Origin of the sequence: Pseudomonas sp. 51_B (assembly GCF_017491595.1) — a bacterium.
GTDB classification, from domain to species: Bacteria; Pseudomonadota; Gammaproteobacteria; order Pseudomonadales; family Pseudomonadaceae; genus Aquipseudomonas; species Aquipseudomonas promysalinigenes.
Window position 1 is genome coordinate 165,272 of record NZ_JAFGYW010000002.1, and the last position, 15,683, is coordinate 180,954.

Consider the following 15,683-nt stretch of genomic DNA (forward strand, 5'->3'; position numbering starts at 1 on the left):
ACGAACCCCTTGCATGGGCAGCGCGGCTTTGGTGCTGCTACGGCCTCGTTTGGGCAAAGGGCCGCTGAGCGGCCCTGGCGATCGCGTCGTTTCCGAAGATCAGTTGTAGATATCGAAAGCGAAGTATTTGCTGGCGATCTTCTGGTAGGTACCGTTGGCGACGATCGCGGCCAGTGCGGTATTGAGCCGCTGGCGCAGGGCCTCGTCGTCTTTGCGCACGGCAATAGCGGCATCAGCCCGGGTTCCGGCAACGTCGCCCAGCACCTTGCAGCAGCCCTGACCGTTCTTGTTCATCCACTCGTGCAGGGGGAATTTGTCGGCGATCACCCCGTCCAGGCGCCCGGCAGCGAGGTCGGCGTTGGCCTCGTCCATGGTCGGGTACAGCTTCACGTTGGCCCCGGCCTTGGCGTACACGTCTTCGGCATAGATGGCCTGTGTCGAGGACGACTGGGCGCCGACGGTGTAGCCGTCGAAGTTGGTCTGTGCATCCTCGATCTTGCTGTCCTTGGCCACTGCGACGGTCAGTGGGGTGCGATAGTAGTGGTCGGTGAAGGCGATTTTCTTGCGCCGTTCCTCTGTATTGATCATCGATGCGACCACCGCATCGTATTTGCGCGCCATCAGCGCCGGAATGATGCCCTCCCAGTCCTGGGCGACCAACGTGCACTCGACCTTCATCTGTTCGCAAAGAGCATGGGTGATATCGATGTCGAAGCCGTGTAGCTGGTTGTTGGCATCGACATAGTTGAACGGCGGGTAGGCACCTTCGGTGGCAAAGCGCAGGGTCTCTGCGCTGGCGTTACCTGTGAGCAACAGAGCACACGCACCCAGCATAGCCATGGTTTTGGTCATCTCACACCTCTTGCACGCTTACTATTGTTGTTTGCCCGCTGGCCACGAGGTGTAGCCGACGAACTCGTTATGAAGAGCGGCAGTTGCTTGCAAACGCTTTTCAACATCCGGCCCGAGTTTCTTGCAGACCTCGTTGACCATCAGATGGACCCACGACAGCATCGTCGCGGTGGACTCCCAGAACAGATTGAACTCGGTGGGAATGCGAAATACCTCGTCGGCGTGGGCATCTGCCCAGTCGCAGAAGGTGTCGGTCACCAGTGTCACCGGGATACCCGCTGCGCGCGCTTTCTGACACAGCTGCAAGGCATGGCGTGAATAGCGGCGGGCCTCGAATACCACCAGCGCCGTGTCTTCGCTGCGTCCAAGCAGTACCTCGCCGAAGTGCCCGGCGCTGCCATCGACCAGTTGCACCCCGTCACGTAGGTATTGCAGCAGGTGGCTCATGCACATGGCGATGCCGCGCTCGGTCTGAAAGCCGGCTATGCACACCCGTGGTTGGCTGGCCAGGCGCTGTGCCACAGCGTGCCACGCGTCGCTCTGGCGGTATTCGTGTACGCGCACCAGAGCAGCGATCTCTCGTTCAAGGCTGCCTGCGGTGTCACTGGCATCCTGGTTCTGGCGATATTCTTGCAGGCGGTCGCCCATCAACCACGGCCCATCACCCAGATCGCTCTGCAGGTCTTGCTTGAGTGCCTTGAGATGGGCATAACCCAGAGATCGGCAGAAGCGGCCCACGCTGGATTCGCTAACCCCTAACTTGGCGGCAATGTCCGCTGAGGTCTGGAAGGGCAGCTCGTGCAGGTTCGCGAGCATGTAGCTGGCAATTTTGCGACCCGAGGCAGCGGCCCCTTGCAGGCTGTTTTCCAGGCGTTGCTTGATCGGTTGGCTCATGTCGCAGTTCCAAATGGAGCGTAGGTAGAAAATGGCTGTTTTCTGTCATTACGTCAACAATTGACAGATAGCTGTCACTTGTCAGAAAGTTTTTGTCATTGCCAGGCTGTTGCTATTCCAATTCCAAAAAAGGAGCTACAGATGTCCACACCGTCCCATGGCCCGCTCGTGCGCATCCCATTCGCCGACCTGGAGGCGCTATTGCAGCGGATTTTTCAGCGTCACGGCTGCAGCGAAACGGTGGCTGGCGTGCTTGCGCACAATTGCAGCAGCGCCCAACGCGATGGCGCACACAGCCATGGCGTGTTTCGTATCCCTGGCTACGTCTCGACCCTGGCCAGCGGTTGGGTCGATGGCCGAGCCACCCCCACGGTCACCGACGTTGCCCCAGGGTATGTGCGCGTCGATGCCGCAGGCGGTTTTGCCCAGCCGGCACTGGCTGCAGCACGCCAGTTGTTGATTGAAAAGGCCCGTAAGGCGGGCATCGCCGTGCTGGCGATCCACAACTCGCACCATTTTGCAGCGCTATGGCCTGATGTAGAGCCGTTTGCCGACCAAGGCCTGGTGGCGCTGAGCGTGGTCAACAGCATGACGTGCGTGGTGCCGCATGGTGCACGCAAGCCATTGTTCGGTACCAACCCGATTGCCTTCGCTGCGCCGTGCGCAGGGCAACCCCCGCTCGTTTTCGACATGGCCACCAGCGCCATGGCCCATGGCGATGTGCAGATCGCCGCACGGGCGGGCGAGCAGTTGGCCGAAGGCATGGGTGTCGATGCGCAAGGTCAGCCGACCACTGACCCGCGAGCGATACTCGAAGGCGGCGCGCTGTTGCCCTTTGGTGGGCACAAGGGCTCGGCTCTGTCGATGATGGTTGAGTTACTGGCCGCGGCCCTGACCGGTGGGCACTTTTCCTGGGAATTCGACTGGTCCGGGCACCCGGGGGCGAAAACCCCATGGACCGGCCAACTGCTCATCGTCATCGACCCGAGCATGGCCGAGGGAAGTCGCTTCGCTCAGCGCAGCCGGGAGTTGGTCGAGCACATGCAGGCTTGCGGGTTGTCGCGCATGCCGGGCGAGCGTCGCTACCGCGAACGGGAAGCGGCCGAGCGGGAAGGGGTGGCGTTGCAAGAGCAGGAGCTGCAGGGCCTTACGGCACTGCTGGGCTGAGCTGCTGTGCAAAGTTGCATAGACAACCTTGCACTTCTGTGATGTTCCTTGGCCGCAACTGCGGGTATGCTCAGGGCTGTCTTTCCGAACTGTCCTGATCCAAGGAGCTGCACGCTGTGTTCAAACATGTCGATGCCTATGCCGGCGACCCGATCCTCTCGTTGATGGAAACCTTCAAGGCCGACCCGCGCGCCGACAAAGTCAACCTGAGTATCGGCCTTTATTACGACGAGGCCGGTGTGGTGCCGCAGCTGGCAGCTGTGGATGCGGTGGAAAAGCGTATCGCAGGCCAGGCCCATGAAGCCTCGCTGTACCTGCCAATGGAGGGCCTGGGCAGCTACCGTCAGGCGATTCAGGCGCTGCTGTTCGGTGCCGATCACCCGGCGGTGACCGCCAAACGCGTGGCTACCGTGCAGACCGTGGGCGGCTCTGGCGCACTGAAAGTCGGCGCCGACTTCCTCAAGCGTTATTTCCCGCAGTCTGAAGTCTGGGTCAGCAACCCGACGTGGGACAATCACCGCGCCATCTTCGAAGGTGCAGGGTTCAAGGTGAACACCTACCCATACTTCGACTCGGCCAGCCGGGGCGTCGATTTCGACGGCATGCTGCAAACCCTGCAAAGCCTGCCGGCACACAGCATCGTGTTGTTGCACCCGTGCTGCCACAACCCTACCGGGGCCGACCTTGATCAGGGCCAGTGGCAACACGTGGTCGAAGTGGTCAAGGCGCGCCAGCTGATTCCATTCCTCGACATCGCTTACCAAGGCTTCGGCCAAGGCCTTGTCGAAGATGCCTACGCCATCCGCGAAATGGCCCGCGCCGGTGTGCCGTGCCTGGTCAGTAACTCCTTCTCGAAGATCTTCTCGCTGTATGGTGAGCGCGTAGGGGGCCTGTCGGTGGTTTGCGATGACGAAGCTACCACCCAAAGCGTGCTTGGCCAGCTCAAAGCTACCGTGCGGCGCAACTACTCGAGCCCACCGAATTTCGGCGCCCAGTTGGTTGCCGGCGTGCTAGGCGACGCCGCACTCAACGCCCAGTGGGCCAGCGAAGTCGAGGTGATGCGCAAGCGAATTCTCGAGATGCGTCAGGCACTGGTCGATGCCTTGGCGGTGCTGTTACCCGGTCAGGACTTCCAGTTCTTCTTGCGCCAGCGCGGCATGTTCAGCTACACCGGCTTTAGCGTTGAGCAGGTGCGTCGCCTGCGGGACGAGTTCGGCGTATATCTGATCGACAGCGGCCGAGTGTGCATGTCCGGCTTGCGTCCGGCCAACCTGCAACGGGTTGCTGAAGCGTTCGCCGCTGTTCAGAAGTAATCCTAGGGTCCATGTGGCCAACTCGGTTGGGCCGCTGTGCGGCCCTTTCGGCCAAAGGGCCGGCCCTGCTGCGGCCCATTTGGACAACCTACTTGTAAAGACAAGTGCAACCACTCCTCGGAAAAGGGCTTCGCAAGTGCAACCTTTCCGTGCACAATCGCGCCCCTCTTTTCCGGTTGAGTTGGGCGAAACCTCTAGTTCGCCATTCTCAGCCTGTTGCAGTCTTGCGAGTGGAGCTTCACCCGGAATGAATGAGCAGGCCCCAAGCGTTGAGCAACGCTTTGTAGAATCGACCCCCGCCACCCTTGGCAGCTGGTCGCGTCACGACACCACTTGGATGCTGGGCCTGTTCGGCACGGCCATCGGCGCAGGCACTTTGTTCTTGCCGATCAACGCTGGCCTTGGAGGGTTCTGGCCGCTGCTGATTCTGGCCGTGCTGGCCTTTCCGATGACCTATTTCTCCCATCGCGGCCTGACCCGTTTCGTGCTCTCGGGCAAAACCGGTGGCGATATCACCCAAGTGGTCGAGGAGCATTTCGGGGTCAAGGCCGGCACGCTGATCACTGTGCTGTACTTCTTCGCCATTTTCCCGATTCTGCTCATCTATAGCGTGGCACTGACCAATACCGTCAGCAGCTTCATGGAGCACCAGTTGCATCTGGCCCCGCCGCCCCGGGCTATCCTGTCGTTCGTGCTGATTCTGGGGCTGTTGGCAATCGTGCGCTGCGGCGAGCAGGCTACGGTGAAAGTCATGAGCCTGCTGGTTTATCCATTCATCGTTGCCCTAGGCCTGCTGGGCCTGTACCTGATACCGCACTGGACCGGTGGCATCCTTGACAGCGCGAGCGAGGTACCATCGAGCTCGGCCTTCCTGCATACCCTGTGGTTGGCCATTCCGGTCATGGTGTTCTCGTTCAACCACTCGCCGATCATCTCGGCCTTCGCCGTTGACCAGAAGCGCAGCTATGGTGTGCATGCCGATGAGCGCAGCGGTCAAATCCTGCGTCGGGCGCACCTGTTGATGGTGGTGATGGTGCTGTTCTTCGTATTCAGTTGCGTGCTCACCCTGAGCAGTGGGCAGTTGGCCGAGGCCAAAGCGCAGAACCTGTCGATCCTCTCGTACCTGGCCAACCACTTCAGCAACCCGACCATCGCCTTCGCCGCACCGCTGATCGCATTCGTCGCAATTGCCAAGTCGTTCCTCGGCCATTACATCGGTGCTAGTGAGGGCTTGAAGGGCATCATCGCCAAGGCCGGTGCACGGCCGGCGGCCAAAGTGCTCGACCGGGTTGTCGCAGGGTTGATGCTGGTGGTCTGCTGGATCGTCGCCACACTCAACCCCAGTATTCTGGGCATGATCGAGTCCCTGGGCGGGCCGATCCTCGCCGTGCTGCTGTTCCTGATGCCGATGTACGCCATCGCCCGGGTGCCGTCGATGCGCAAATACAGTGGCGCGCTGTCCAATGTCTTCGTGGTGGTGATTGGCTTGGTCGCACTGACCTCGGTGGTCTACGGCCTGATCGGCTGATCCTTAGCCACCCATGGAAAAAGCCCGGCGCGCTTGTGGCGCGCCGGGCTTTTTTTGTCCACAGGAATTCCGCGGCAATAGAACAATTTCTTCGTACCCCATAGGCACCCGGCCGCCTTCATGCTTAACTCAGTGTCCTTTTCAAACCCCGCATAAGGATTTCGTCATGGCTCAAGTGACTCTCAAAGGCAACCCGGTTCAGGTGAAAGGCAACCTGCCACAAGCCGGCGCCCAGGCTCCGGCTTTCTCCCTGGTTGGTGAAGGCCTGGCTGACAAGTCGCTGAAGGACTACGCCGGCAAGCGCAAGGTGCTGAACATTTTCCCAAGCGTCGACACCCCGACATGCGCGACCTCCGTTCGCAAGTTCAACGCCCAGGCCAACGACGTTGATAACACGGTGGTGCTGTGCATCTCGGCCGACCTGCCATTCGCTCAGGCGCGTTTCTGCGGCGCAGAGGGCCTGGAAAACGTCAAGAACCTGTCGACCTTGCGTGGGCGTGAGTTCCTGGAAAACTACGGCGTTGCCATTGCTGACGGCCCACTGGCCGGCTTGGCAGCTCGCGCCGTAGTGGTGCTGGACGAAAACGACAAAGTGCTGCATAGCGAGCTGGTTGGCGAAATCGCCGAAGAGCCGAATTACGAAGCAGCCCTGGCTGTTCTGAAGTAAGGTTCGCGGGAGGGAAGGGCAGGCGAAGGAACTCGATCGCCTGCCGCCTCTCCAAGCAACACCCTGTAACGGCTCGGAACGTTTTCCGGGCCGTTTTCATTTAAAGTTCAACCTGTTGGCAACGTCAGGCAAAGGTAAACCTCTGGTAAAGAGGCTTTGCTTAACCACAGTCAGTGCTTATCGTTCAACCTCCCACGCTGCCATTTCCGAACAAGGTTCGTTCAACCCATGCAAGTGTCCAACTCCCGTTCCCCTCGTCGCTGGCTCGTTGGCCTGCTGATCCTGTTGCTGGTGGCTCTGCTGGCCTGGTGGCTGTGGCCCGCTGCAACACCCGAGCACAAAGCGGCCGGCACAGGGCGCGGTGGTAAAGGCGCGGGCATGATGGGCGGGCGGCCTGGTTTCGGTGGCTCCACCGACCCGGTGCCCGTGCGTGTCGAGCCTGTTCGTGTGGGTGATTTCCCGCTTTACTACAAAGCCCTGGGCACGGTCACCGCCACCAATACGGTGAATGTGCGCAGTCGTGTGGCCGGCGAGCTGGTGAAGATCCTGTTCAAGGAGGGCCAGCAGGTCAAGGCCGGCGATCTGCTCGCTGAAATCGATCCACGCCCGTATCGCATTGCCCTACAGCAGGCTGAGGGCACGCTGGCCCAGAACCAGGCTCAGCTCAAGAACGCTCAAGTTGACTTGGCCCGTTACAAGGGCCTGTACGCCCAGGACAGCATCGCCAAGCAGACCCTCGATACCGCCCAAGCCCAGGTGGCTCAATACCAGGGGCTGGTCAAAACCAATCAGGCGCAGGTCAACGATGCCCGCCTGAACCTCGATTTCACTCAGATCCGCGCGCCCATTAGTGGCCGTGTCGGCCTTCGCCAGCTTGATCTGGGCAACCTGGTGGCCGCCAATGACACCACCGCGCTGGTCGTGATCACTCAAACCGAACCGATCAATGTGGCCTTCACCCTGCCAGAAACCGAGTTGAGTACGGTGCTGGAGCGCTACCGCAGCGGCGCCAGCCTGCCTGTCGAGGCCTGGGATCGCAGCGACAGCAAGCTGCAAGCTAGCGGTGTGCTCGGCAGCATCGATAACCAGATCGACACCACCACTGGCACCCTGAAGTTCAAAGGCCGTTTCGAGAACAAAGACCTGGCACTGTTCCCCAACCAGTTCGTCAATGTCCGCCTGCTCGCCGACACGCTCAAGCAGGTGGTATTGGCCCCGGCGGCAGCTGTGCAGTTCGGCAACGATGGCACTTTCGCCTATGTGGTCGATGACCAGAGCAAGGTCAATATCCGCAAGCTCAAAGTCGGTGCCAGTGATGGCCAGAGCAGTGTGATCCTCGATGGGCTCAAAGCCGGCGACCGCCTTGTGCTGGAAGGGACCGACCGCTTGCGCGAGGGTACCCAGGTGGAAGTGGTCGAGGACAGCTCGCAAGTGCCGAGCACCCCGGGCCAGCACCTGCAGGGCCAGGATGGCAAGGGCTCGGCGCAAAGCCATGACGCGCCTACTGGCGCAGCGGCAGGCAAGGCGGGCGCATGAACCTGTCGCGGCTGTTCATTCTACGCCCGGTCGCAACCACGCTGACCATGTTGGCCATCGTCCTGGCCGGGTTGATCGCCTACACGTTGTTGCCGGTATCGGCCTTGCCCCAGGTCGACTACCCGACCATCCGGGTCATGACACTGTATCCCGGCGCCAGCCCGCAGGTGATGACCAGCGCGGTGACCGCACCCTTGGAGCGCCAGTTCGGCCAGATGCCCGGGCTTGAGCAGATGGCCTCGACCAGTTCCGGTGGTGCCTCGGTGCTGACTTTGCGTTTCAGCCTGAACATGAACATGGACGTTGCCGAGCAGCAAGTACAAGCTGCGATCAACGCCGCCAGCAATCTGCTGCCCAGCGATCTGCCGGCGCCGCCTGTGTACAACAAGGTCAACCCCGCCGACACCCCTGTGCTGACCTTGGCCATATCCAGCAAGACCATGCCGTTGCCCAAGCTCAATGACCTGGTCGATACCCGCGTGGCGCAAAAACTCGCGCAGATCAGCGGCGTGGGTATGGTGAGCATCGCCGGTGGCCAGCGTCAGGCAGTGAGGATCAAGGTCAATGTCGATGCGCTCGCTGCCAACGGCCTGAACCTCGACGACGTGCGTACCTTGATAGGCGCATCCAACGTCAACCAGCCTAAGGGCAACTTCGACGGCCCAACCCGGGTGTCGATGCTCGACGCCAACGATCAGCTTCGCTCGCCAGAGGAATACGCCAACCTCATTCTCGCCTACAACAACGGCGCGCCGCTGCGCTTGAAGGACGTCGCGGAAATCGTCGACGGCGCGGAAAACGAGCGGCTGGCTGCATGGGCCAACCAAAATCAGGCGGTACTGCTGAACATCCAGCGCCAGCCGGGCGCCAACGTCATTGAGGTAGTCGACCGCATCAAAGAGCTGCTGCCGTCGATCACCGATAACCTGCCTGCTGGCCTTGATGTGTCGGTGCTCACCGACCGTACCCAGACCATCCGCGCGGCGGTCAAAGACGTGCAGCATGAATTGCTGATTGCCATTGTGCTCGTGGTGATGGTCACCTTCGTGTTCCTGCGCCGCTTCAGCGCCACATTGATCCCCTCAATTGCCGTACCCCTGTCGCTGGTGGGGACGTTCGGGGTGATGTATCTGGCCGGTTTTTCGATCAACAACCTCACGCTCATGGCGCTGACCATCGCCACCGGCTTCGTGGTCGACGATGCCATCGTCATGCTCGAGAACATATCCCGGCACATCGAGGAGGGCGAAACGCCCTTGCAGGCGGCCCTCAAAGGCGCCAGACAGATCGGCTTCACTCTGATTTCGCTGACCTTTTCGCTGATTGCGGTGTTGATCCCGCTCCTGTTCATGGCCGATGTAGTCGGGCGTTTGTTCCGCGAGTTCGCCATTACCCTGGCGGTGGCGATCCTGATTTCCTTGGTGGTTTCGCTGACCCTGACCCCAATGATGTGCGCGCGCTTGCTCAAGCGTGAACCCCGTGAGGACGAACAGAGCCGCTTCTACCGTGCCAGTGGCGCGTGGATCGACTGGTTGATCAAACATTACGGCCGTGGCCTGCAGTGGGTGCTCAGGCATCAACCGCTGACCCTGCTGGTGGCCGTGGCGACTCTGGCACTGACCGTGCTTCTGTACATGGTGGTGCCCAAGGGCTTCTTCCCCGTGCAAGACACCGGGGTGATCCAGGGCATATCAGAAGCGCCGCAGTCAACCTCGTTCGCCGCCATGAGCGAGCGTCAGCAGGCCTTGAGTAAGGTCATCCTGCAGGACCCGGCCGTACAGAGCCTGTCGTCCTACATTGGCGTCGATGGCGACAACGCTACCCTCAACAGCGGCCGTTTGCTGATCAACCTCAAGCCCCATGGCGAGCGTGACGTCACTGCAGGGGAAGTGATCAGCCGCCTGCAACCTCAGCTGGACAAGCTGGTGGGTATTCGTTTGTTCATGCAGCCGGTACAGGACCTGAGCATCGAAGACCGGGTCAGCCGCACCCAATATCAGTTCAGCTTGTCCTCACCAGACGCCGACCTGCTGGCGCAGTGGAGCGGCAAGCTGGTGCAGACTCTGCAGCAGCGCCCGCAGTTGCAGGACGTTGCCAGTGATCTGCAAGACAAGGGCCTGCAGGTCTACTTGGTGATCGACCGCGACATGGCCAGCCGTCTTGGCATCACCGTGGCGCAAATTACCAACGCACTGTACGACGCCTTCGGCCAGCGGCAGATTTCCACCATCTACACCCAGGCCAGCCAGTATCGAGTGGTATTGCAGGCCCAGGATGCGGCCACTATCGGCCCGTCGGCGTTGGAGTCGATTCACGTCAAGGCCACCGATGGCGGCCAGGTACGCCTCTCGGCGCTAGCGCGCATCGAACAGCGGCAGGCGCAACTGGCCATTTCGCATATCGGGCAGTTCCCGGCGGTGACGCTGTCGTTCAACCTTGCCCATGGCGCATCCCTGGGTGAGGCGGTCAAAGTGATCGAGCAGGTGCAACAGGACATCGGTATGCCGCTCGGTGTGCAGACTCGCTTCCAAGGGGCGGCCGAAGCCTTCCAGGCCTCGCTGTCGAGCACCTTGCTGCTGATCCTGGCCGCCATCGTGACCATGTACATCGTGCTCGGCGTGCTCTATGAGAGTTACATCCACCCGGTGACCATCCTGTCGACCTTGCCGTCGGCGGCAGTCGGTGCGTTGCTGGCATTGATCCTCAGTGGCAACGATCTGGGCATGATCGCCATCATTGGCATCATCCTGCTGATCGGCATCGTCAAGAAGAACGCGATCATGATGATCGATTTCGCCTTGGAGGCCGAACGTCATCAAGGCATGAGCCCGCGAGATGCCATCTATCAGGCGGCGCTGCTGCGTTTCCGGCCGATCCTGATGACCACCCTGGCTGCGCTTTTTGGCGCCGTGCCCCTGATGCTTGCCACCGGCTCGGGTGCGGAGCTGCGCCAGCCGTTGGGCCTGGTGATGGTGGGCGGCTTGCTGGTGAGCCAGGTGCTGACGCTGTTCACCACACCGGTCATCTACCTGTATTTCGACCGCCTTGCCCGGCGCTGGCGGCCAAAGCATGACCCGCAGCAGGCCCAGGCATGAACCTGTCCGGGCCTTTCATCCGCAGGCCGGTGGCGACCATGTTGCTGAGCCTGGCGATTATGTTGCTCGGAGGCGTCAGTTTCGGTCTGTTGCCGGTGTCACCGTTGCCACAGATGGACTTCCCCGTGATCGTGGTGCAGGCCAACCTGTCCGGTGCCAGCCCTGAAGTGATGGCCGCCACCGTTGCCACGCCGCTGGAACGCAAACTGGGCAGCATCGCGGGCGTCACCACGCTCACCAGTAGCTCCAACCAAGGCTCCACTCGGGTCATCATCGGCTTTGAAATGGGCCGGGACATCGACGGCGCAGCGCGTGAGGTGCAGGCTGCGATCAACGCCACGCGCAATCTCTTGCCCAGTGGCATGCGCAGCATGCCCACCTACAAGAAGATAAATCCGTCGCAGGCTCCGATCATGGTGCTGTCGTTGACCTCCAGCGTGCTGCAGAAAGGCCAGCTCTACGACTTGGCTGACACCATCTTGTCGCAGAGCCTTGCCCAAGTCAGTGGGGTAGGGGAAGTGCAGATCGGCGGCAGCTCCTTGCCTGCCGTGCGCATCGCTGTCGAGCCGCAGTTGCTGAACCAGTACGCGCTCTCTCTGGACGAGGTGCGTAACGCGGTATCGAACGCCAACCAGCGTCGGCCCATGGGGTTTGTCGAGGATGCCGAGCGTAACTGGCAGGTGCGGGCGAACGACCAGTTGGAAACTGCCAAGGACTACGAACCGATCGTAATTCGGCAGTCCAATGGCACCATTTTGCGCCTGTCTGACGTAGCGACCGTGACCGATGGCGTGGAAAACCGTTACAACAGTGGCTTCTTCAACGATCAGAGCGCGGTACTGCTGGTGATCAACCGCCAGACCGGCGCCAACATCATCGAGACCGTCGACCAGATCAAGGCCCAGTTGCCGGCCTTGCAGTCGCTGCTGCCGGCCAGCGTGCAGCTCAATGTGGCCATGGACCGTTCGCCGGTGATCAAGGCCACCCTCAAGGAAGCCGAGCACACGCTGCTGATCGCCGTGGTACTGGTGATCCTGGTGGTGTATCTATTCCTCGGCAGCTTGCGTGCATCGCTGATCCCCAGCCTGGCGGTGCCGGTGTCGCTGGTGGGCACCTTCGCGGTGATGTACCTGTGTGGGTTTTCGCTGAACAACCTGTCGTTGATGGCACTGATCTTGGCCACGGGGCTGGTGGTGGACGATGCCATCGTGGTGCTGGAGAACATCTCCCGGCACATTGAGGACGGTCAGCCGCCCATGCGCGCCGCATTCCTCGGCGCCAGGGAAGTGGGCTTCACCTTGCTGTCGATGAACGTCTCGCTGGTGGCAGTGTTCGTGTCGATCCTATTCATGGGTGGCATCGTGCGTAACCTGTTCCAGGAGTTTTCGATCACGCTGGCGGCAGCGATCATCGTCTCCCTGGTGGTGTCGTTGACCCTCACGCCAATGCTCTGCGCGCGCTGGCTCAAACCCCATCGTGCGCAGCAGACTCGCCTGCAGCGCTGGAGCGACAAAGCACATCAGCGCATGGTCGATGCCTATGATCGTAGCCTTGGCTGGGCGCTGCGCCACAAGCGCCTGACCCTGGTCAGCCTGCTGGCGACCATCGGCCTGAATATTGCCCTGTATGTGGTGGTGCCCAAGACACTGATGCCTCAACAGGATACCGGCCAGTTGATGGGCTTCATCCGCGGGGACGATGGGCTGTCGTTCAGTGTGATGCAGCCAAAAATGGAAACCTACCGCCGAGCCTTGCTTGCCGACCCTGCGGTGCAGAGCGTTGCCGGCTTCATCGGCGGCAACAGCGGCACCAACAACGCCATGGTGCTGGTGCGGCTCAAACCCATCAGCGAGCGCAAGCTCGATGCTCAGAAGGTCATCGAACGTCTGCGTAAAGAGATGCCCAAAGTACCCGGTGGGCGGCTGTTCCTGATGGCCGACCAAGACCTGCAACTGGGCGGGGGCGGCCGCGACCAAACTTCCTCACAATATCTGTACACCTTGCAGAGCGGCGACCTCGCTGCCCTGCGCCAGTGGTTCCCCAAGGTGGTTGCAGCGCTGCGCGCATTGCCCGAACTCACCGCCATCGACGCCCGCGACGGTTCCGGCACCCAGCAGGTGACGCTGGTGGTGGACCGCGACCAGGCCAAGCGCCTGGGCATCGACATGGACATGGTCACCGCCGTCCTGAACAACGCCTACAGCCAGCGGCAGATTTCGACCATCTACGACAGCCTCAACCAGTATCAGGTGGTGTTGGAGATCAACCCCAAGTACGCCTGGGACCCGACCACGTTGGAGCAGGTTCAGGTGATCACCAGCGAGGGTGCGCGTGTACCGCTGTCGACCATCGCTCACTACGAGAACAGCCTGGCCAACGATCGGGTCAGCCACGAAGGGCAGTTCGCGTCCGAGGACATCGCCTTCGACGTCGCCGAAGGCTACAGCCCCGACCAAGCCATGGCGGCCGTGGAGCGTGAAATAGCCAAGCTGGGCTTGCCCGAGGAAGTGATTGCCAAACTCGGCGGCACGGCCAGTGCGTTCGCCAAGACCCAGGAAGGGCAGCCGTTCATGATTCTCGGAGCCTTGGTACTGGTGTATCTGGTGCTGGGTATCCTCTACGAAAGTTACATTCACCCTCTGACGATCCTCTCGACCTTGCCGTCAGCTGGTGTAGGTGCGCTGTTGGCCTTGTATGCCACCGGCGGCGAGTTCAGCCTGATTTCGTTGCTGGGCCTGTTCCTGCTCATTGGCGTTGTGAAAAAGAACGCCATTCTGATGATCGACTTGGCCTTGCAACTGGAGCGTCACCAGGGCCTGAGCCCGGAGGAGTCGATCCGACGCGCTTGCCTGCTGCGCTTGCGGCCCATTCTGATGACCACCCTTGCGGCTATTCTGGGTGCGCTGCCGCTGCTGATCAGCCGTGCCGAAGGTGCCGAAATGCGCCAGCCATTGGGCCTGACCATCATTGGCGGCCTGGTTGTCAGTCAGTTGTTGACCCTGTACACGACACCGGTGGTTTATCTGTATCTGGACCGCCTGCGTCACCGATTCAACCATTGGCGCGGTATTCGCACCGACGCTGCTCTGGACACGCCGTTATGAACTTTGCCCACACCCGAATTCACCGAGCCTTGCAATTATTGACCCGTGGACGCGGCTCACGCTTGGCCGGCGCGGGGCTCTGTGTGGCCATGCTCAGTGCCTGTACTCTGAGCCCGGACTACCACCGCCCGGCCCTGAGTACGCCAGCGCAATACAAGCAGGCCGAGGGCTGGACTCAGGCCAACCCGTCCGATGCCATTGCCCGTGGCGCCTGGTGGGAAATTTACGGTGACCCCGGGTTGAACGCGCTTGTGGAGGAGCTCAACCGCAACAACCAGACCGTCGCGCAGTCCGAAGCTCAGTACCGCCAGGCCCAGGCGCTGGTGCGCAGCAGCCGAGCGTCACTGTTCCCCAGTTTGGACCTGACCACCAGCAAGAACCGCTCGGCCCAAGGTGCTGGCAGTTCCAGTTCGAGCCTGTCCAACAACAGCAGCGGCATCCGCAACACCTACAACGCACAACTGGGCGTCAGTTGGGAGATCGACCTGTGGGGCAAATTGCGCGAAACGCTCAATGCCAACGAGGCCAGTGCACAGGCAAGCTTCGCTGATCTCGCCGCGATTCGCCTTAGTCAGCAATCGGAGCTGGTGCAGAATTACCTGCAACTGCGGGTGATCGATGAGCAGAAACGTTTGCTTGAGGCCACAGTCGCGACTTACGAACGGTCGCTGCGAATGAATGAAAACCAATACAGAGCCGGTGTCGCCGGCCCGGATGCAGTGGCCCAGGCGCGGGCCCAGCTCAAATCGACTCAGGCCGACCTGATCGATCTGATCTGGCAGCGTGCGCAGTTTGAAAACGCCATCGCTGTACTCTTGGGTAGGGCGCCGGCACAGTTCGCTCTGGCCGATAGCAAGCGCATACCCGCGTTGCCGCAAATTCCCATGGCGCTACCATCACAACTGCTCGAACGCCGGCCGGACATTGCTTCCGCCGAACGTAGCGTGATGGCTGCCAATGCCAACATCGGTGTGGCCCGCGCGGCATACTTCCCCGATCTGAGCCTGAGCATGAGTGGCGGCTACTCCAGCAGCAGCTTCAGCAACTGGATCGAGCTGCCGAACCGATACTGGTCGGTAGGCCCGCAGCTGGCTCTGACGCTGTTTGACGCTGGCAAGCGCAGTGCCGAGGTTGACCGCACTCAGGCCGTCTATGACCAGACCGTGGCGCAGTATCGGCAGACGGTGCTCGACGGTTTCAAGGAAGTGGAAAACTACCTGGTGCAATTGAAGGTATACGCTGACGAGGCCGTGGTTCGCCAAGAGGCATTGGACGCAGCGCGCGAATCGTTGCGCTTGACCGAAAACCAGTACCGTGCCGGTTTGATCGGCTACCTGGACGTGGTCAACGTACAAACCACTGCCCTGAGCAACGAGCGCAGCGCGTTGACCCTGCTGCAGGGGCGGCTGGTGGCCAGCGTACAACTGATTGCTGCCTTGGGTGGCGGCTGGGATGCAGAGCAGGCGTTCGTCGACCACGATTAGGGCTTTTGCTGGCCTGGCAGAGTGCTTGCGCAATCCCAGCACG

10 protein-coding genes are annotated in these 15,683 nt (G+C 61.1%); 8 read left to right on the forward strand and 2 right to left on the reverse strand.

Annotated features, from left to right (window positions below):
• Positions 1 to 99 precede the first annotated feature (99 nt).
• Together J5M56_RS03865 and J5M56_RS03870 are read right to left on the reverse strand one after the other, a co-directional pair.
• Positions 100 to 852 carry a transporter substrate-binding domain-containing protein gene (locus tag J5M56_RS03865; RefSeq protein WP_207869822.1) on the reverse strand — a complete coding sequence of 251 codons (753 nt, stop codon included), beginning with the start codon at positions 850 to 852 and terminating at the stop codon, positions 100 to 102.
• A gap of 21 nt (positions 853 to 873) precedes the next feature.
• The gene (locus J5M56_RS03870; protein ID WP_207869824.1) at positions 874 to 1,746 is read right to left on the reverse strand and encodes a MurR/RpiR family transcriptional regulator; all 873 of its coding nucleotides are present in this window, start codon (positions 1,744 to 1,746) and stop codon (positions 874 to 876) included.
• Positions 1,747 to 1,887: 141 nt separating this feature from the next.
• Between J5M56_RS03870 and J5M56_RS03875 the strand changes: the two genes are divergently transcribed.
• From J5M56_RS03875 to J5M56_RS03910, 8 genes are all read left to right on the forward strand, one after another.
• Positions 1,888 to 2,913: an Ldh family oxidoreductase gene (locus J5M56_RS03875; protein WP_207869826.1), complete on the forward strand. Its 1,026-nt coding sequence runs from the start codon at positions 1,888 to 1,890 to the stop codon at positions 2,911 to 2,913.
• Positions 2,914 to 3,029: 116 nt separating this feature from the next.
• Positions 3,030 to 4,226: an amino acid aminotransferase gene (locus tag J5M56_RS03880; RefSeq protein ID WP_207869828.1), complete on the forward strand. Its 1,197-nt coding sequence runs from the start codon at positions 3,030 to 3,032 to the stop codon at positions 4,224 to 4,226.
• 247 nt (positions 4,227 to 4,473) lie between these two features.
• Positions 4,474 to 5,754 carry a serine/threonine transporter gene (locus tag J5M56_RS03885; protein WP_186477342.1) on the forward strand — a complete coding sequence of 427 codons (1,281 nt, stop codon included), beginning with the start codon at positions 4,474 to 4,476 and terminating at the stop codon, positions 5,752 to 5,754.
• A gap of 166 nt (positions 5,755 to 5,920) precedes the next feature.
• On the forward strand, positions 5,921 to 6,421 hold the full coding sequence (tpx, locus tag J5M56_RS03890; protein ID WP_060477282.1) for a thiol peroxidase: 501 nt from the start codon (positions 5,921 to 5,923) through the stop codon (positions 6,419 to 6,421).
• A 228-nt stretch (positions 6,422 to 6,649) separates the two neighbouring features.
• Complete coding sequence (locus tag J5M56_RS03895) at positions 6,650 to 7,957, forward strand: MdtA/MuxA family multidrug efflux RND transporter periplasmic adaptor subunit (protein ID WP_186477341.1); 1,308 nt, start codon at positions 6,650 to 6,652, stop codon at positions 7,955 to 7,957.
• Positions 7,954 to 11,052, forward strand: a complete 3,099-nt coding sequence (locus tag J5M56_RS03900) for an MdtB/MuxB family multidrug efflux RND transporter permease subunit (RefSeq protein ID WP_207869830.1) — start codon at positions 7,954 to 7,956, stop codon at positions 11,050 to 11,052. Before J5M56_RS03895 ends, J5M56_RS03900 begins: the two co-directional genes overlap by 4 nt.
• Positions 11,049 to 14,156 (forward strand): efflux RND transporter permease subunit, encoded by a 3,108-nt coding sequence (locus J5M56_RS03905; protein WP_207869832.1) that lies wholly within the window; start codon positions 11,049 to 11,051, stop codon positions 14,154 to 14,156. The genes J5M56_RS03900 and J5M56_RS03905 overlap by 4 nt, the downstream gene beginning before the upstream one ends.
• On the forward strand, positions 14,153 to 15,640 hold the full coding sequence (locus tag J5M56_RS03910) for an efflux transporter outer membrane subunit (RefSeq protein WP_207869834.1): 1,488 nt from the start codon (positions 14,153 to 14,155) through the stop codon (positions 15,638 to 15,640). The genes J5M56_RS03905 and J5M56_RS03910 overlap by 4 nt, the downstream gene beginning before the upstream one ends.
• The last annotated feature ends 43 nt before the right edge of the window (positions 15,641 to 15,683 follow it).

Excerpts from the sequence above, each read along its gene's own strand:
- J5M56_RS03895 (WP_186477341.1), top strand. The coding sequence starts at position 6,650 with ATGCAAGTGTCCAACTCCCGTTCCCCTCGTCGCTGGCTCGTTGGCCTG.
- tpx (WP_060477282.1), top strand. The coding sequence starts at position 5,921 with ATGGCTCAAGTGACTCTCAAAGGCAACCCGGTTCAGGTGAAAGGCAAC.
- J5M56_RS03900 (WP_207869830.1), top strand. The coding sequence starts at position 7,954 with ATGAACCTGTCGCGGCTGTTCATTCTACGCCCGGTCGCAACCACGCTG.
- J5M56_RS03905 (WP_207869832.1), top strand. The coding sequence starts at position 11,049 with ATGAACCTGTCCGGGCCTTTCATCCGCAGGCCGGTGGCGACCATGTTG.
- J5M56_RS03870 (WP_207869824.1), bottom strand. The coding sequence starts at position 1,746 with ATGAGCCAACCGATCAAGCAACGCCTGGAAAACAGCCTGCAAGGGGCC.
- J5M56_RS03885 (WP_186477342.1), top strand. The coding sequence starts at position 4,474 with ATGAATGAGCAGGCCCCAAGCGTTGAGCAACGCTTTGTAGAATCGACC.
- J5M56_RS03865 (WP_207869822.1), bottom strand. The coding sequence starts at position 852 with ATGACCAAAACCATGGCTATGCTGGGTGCGTGTGCTCTGTTGCTCACA.
- J5M56_RS03875 (WP_207869826.1), top strand. The coding sequence starts at position 1,888 with ATGTCCACACCGTCCCATGGCCCGCTCGTGCGCATCCCATTCGCCGAC.
- J5M56_RS03910 (WP_207869834.1), top strand. The coding sequence starts at position 14,153 with ATGAACTTTGCCCACACCCGAATTCACCGAGCCTTGCAATTATTGACC.